The organism is Pedobacter sp. (genome assembly GCF_035317785.1).
Classification (GTDB): Bacteria; Bacteroidota; Bacteroidia; order Sphingobacteriales; family Sphingobacteriaceae; genus Pedobacter.
Genome location: NZ_DATHGC010000413.1, coordinates 1 through 3200 on the forward strand (window position 1 = coordinate 1; position 3200 = coordinate 3200).

The 3200-nt window shown below is 45.9% G+C and carries 2 protein-coding genes; both read left to right on the forward strand.

Annotated elements, in window-relative coordinates:
* Positions 1-2039 (forward strand): DUF2961 domain-containing protein (locus VK541_RS25720; protein ID WP_324373531.1); only part of this gene is annotated, 2039 nt, incomplete at its 5' end.
* Positions 2040-2068: 29 nt separating this feature from the next.
* On the forward strand, positions 2069-3200 hold a 1132-nt coding region (locus VK541_RS25725; RefSeq protein ID WP_324373532.1), incomplete at its 3' end, for a glycoside hydrolase domain-containing protein.

Consider the following 3200-nt stretch of genomic DNA (forward strand, 5'->3'; position numbering starts at 1 on the left):
ATCTGTTTGCAAACGAAGAGGATTACAATGTATCACTTGATGTGAAAGGAAGGGGAGTGTTTTATTTTTTCCGTGCCAACCACTGGCATGGCAGTCCCTGGCACTTCATTGCCGACAATAAGGATAATCTGGTAAAAGAAACCGGTACAAGTGATCCGGTAAACGCAAAGCAGGTTTTTAAAGACACCAAGTTTATTCCCGAATCTGCATTTCCAAAACCATTAAACTGGACATGGGGCACTACCAAAGGTGCAAGCCTGATCTGGACGCCGATACCGTTCTCAGAATCCATGCGGATCGCCTATTCACGTACGCGATACGGAACCGGCTACTATATTTACAGCCTGTACGCAAACGAAGAAAATCTTTCCCGCCCGATCGTTACCTGGGACATCAATAGAGGCCCTAATCAGGACGTGCTCGACCTTTTAGGCCGCTCCGGAACGGACATTGCGCCTAAAAATACTAAAAGCAAAAAAGGGGTCGTCAAGCTGGACAAACCGCGTGTGTTGCTCTCACAGATCAATAGTGCTTCCTCGTCAGTAAGGGCGTTTAAACTGGTTTTGCCGCTCGAAAAAGCGGAAGATCTTGAGCATTTGAAATTACAGGTAACCTGGGATGATGCTAAATATCCTTCAATAGATGCGCCATTAGCCCTGTTTTTTGGTGCCGGCACGCTTTACAATCGAGAAAACAAAGAATATCTGGTTAAAGGATTTCCCATCAATATCCGGTTTGATTACCCTGGTAAAAAAGTAGAACTCGCCTGTTATTATCCGATGCCGTTCTTTAAATCCGCAAAATTTGAACTGGCAGGAATAAAACCTGATGGCACCGAAATTAGCTATGAAATACGCTATGAACCCCTGAATAATGCCATTGGTCAAAGCAGCTATTTCCATGCTACCTATACAGACATACCTGAGCCTGAGCTGGGTAAGGACATGACCTATCTGGATACACGTGGTATAGAAGGCAAACAGGAATGGTCCGGAAGTTTTGTGGGCACATCATTTATTTTCTCGCACAACGGTTCCCTGGGGACACTGGAAGGAGATCCGAGATTCTTTTTTGACGACAGCCGCAGTCCGCAGGGTTATGGGACCGGAACAGAAGAATGGGGCGGTGGGGGTGATTACTGGGGAGGAAATAACATGACACTGCCATTTGCAGGGCACCCTTGCGGGGCTCCGAATAAAGATAAGGCCAAAAATGAAAGAGACAAGATAGAATCAGCCTATCGCTTTCTGTTGGCAGACCTGATGCCTTTTGGTAAAAGGGCGGTGATCAATTTTGAACATGGCGGAGAGAACCTGTCTGCAGAACATTACGAAGCGGTTACGTATTGGTATGGCTTACCTGCGCCCTCCCTGGTTAAGACCGACGAGATCGATATCGGAGACCTTACAAGCGAAAAGAAACACTTCTATGTTTCGCCTCAGGCTTCAGCGGTGGAAACTGTAAACTCCAGATATGAACTTGGTATAGATCTGTTCCCGACCGGTGTATGGGGCATGGATGCCAATAAAATAGCAGGATACAAAGGAAAGGCAGGTACGTCTGTTTATCCATCGCATAAAGAGGACGGCCGTTATACAAGAGGGGTGTCCGAATTCACCGTTGATCTTGATGTAAACAATAAAGGCGCCCTGCTAAGGCGGACTTTAGATTACAGCTTTCCAAATCAGACGGCAATAGTATACTTATCCGATGCAAGTTCAGCAGCTTCAGTGCCAAACTGGGAAAAAGCAGGCGTATGGTACCTTGCCGGCTCAAATACTGCTATATATTCAGATCCTTCCGGTGAGCTTGATTCAAGGCTGCTCCGGACAAAAACCACAAACAGACGTTTCCGGGATGATGAATTCCTGATACCGGCCAGACTGACTAAGAACAAGAAAAAGATCAGGCTCAAGGTGGAGTTTGTCAATGACGGCCAGCAACTGTTCCCCGATTTTCCATTTCCAAAAGCCAGCGCCTGGAGTGAACTGAGGTATGAGGTTTATAGTTATGTTATTCCTAATTTTAAGCTCAAATGAGAGCTGCTAATCCAACTAATCCAATTACGATGAGAATATTCCTATTGCTGTTCCTGTTCCCTGGTGTTATGTTTGCGCAGAACAACCTCAGGGTCTTTCAGCTTGATCCACTGGAAAAAGTATTGAAAGACAGGGCATATTTTGTAGACCAGCCGGATACCATCAGGGTAGCGAAAGGGGAGACCGCGACATTGCAATTGATAATAAAAAGTAAAACTGATCTGCAAAAGACGGCGATACAATTGACTAATGTGGCAGCTAAAGAGAATCCTCAGGCTTTAAAACCTTCGCAGATCGGTTTTGTGGGCTATGTCGGACTTGGAAGAAGGGTTCCCAACCCAGGCAGAGATCAGCTCATTTCTCCCTCAGGGTACTTTCCCGACCCCATATTTACAGACAGCACATTTAATCTGCCTGCCGGTGAGCCCCAGCCCATATGGATCACCATACCTGTACCAATAGACGCCAGTCCTGGAATCTACCGGGGTTCCGTTAAGATTTCAGCTTTATCATCCGGGAAACCAATAACCCAAAACCGCAATTTCGTTATCAAAGTATATCCGGTTACCATAACAGAAACCTCTTTGTGGGTCACCAACTGGATCCACCATACTCCGGAGAGCCTGAGCTTCCTGAACAATGGCAAACCTGTTGAATTTTATACCGAAAGGTATTGGGAGTTAATCGGGCTGATCGCACAGCGCATAAAAGGGACCGGCCAAAACGTAGTGATGCTTCCCGTTCAAACACTGGTGCAATATAAAATCGACGGCGACAAGTACAGCTTTGATTTTACATACCTGGACAGGATGGTTTCCATTTATAAAAAAGCAGGTGTTTTAAAAAGAATGGCGGGAAGCCATGTCGGGTACCGCATGGGCGACTGGACCAGCCAGTTTGGAGTAGATGTTCCGCTCCTGGAAAATGGAAAGATCAGTATGCACCGGATGTCCATTTCAGATAACCGTGCAAAGAATTACCTCGATCAGTTCTTTCCCGCATTAATGACACATTTAAAGCTCAATGGACTGGATAAAAACTATATGCAGCACGTTTCAGACGAACCTGTTGCAGAGAACATCGGTTCCTATAAAGCGATCGCCGCCTATGTCAAGAAACTGATTCCAGCTACTAAGATCATCGACGCCAATATCGGATCTG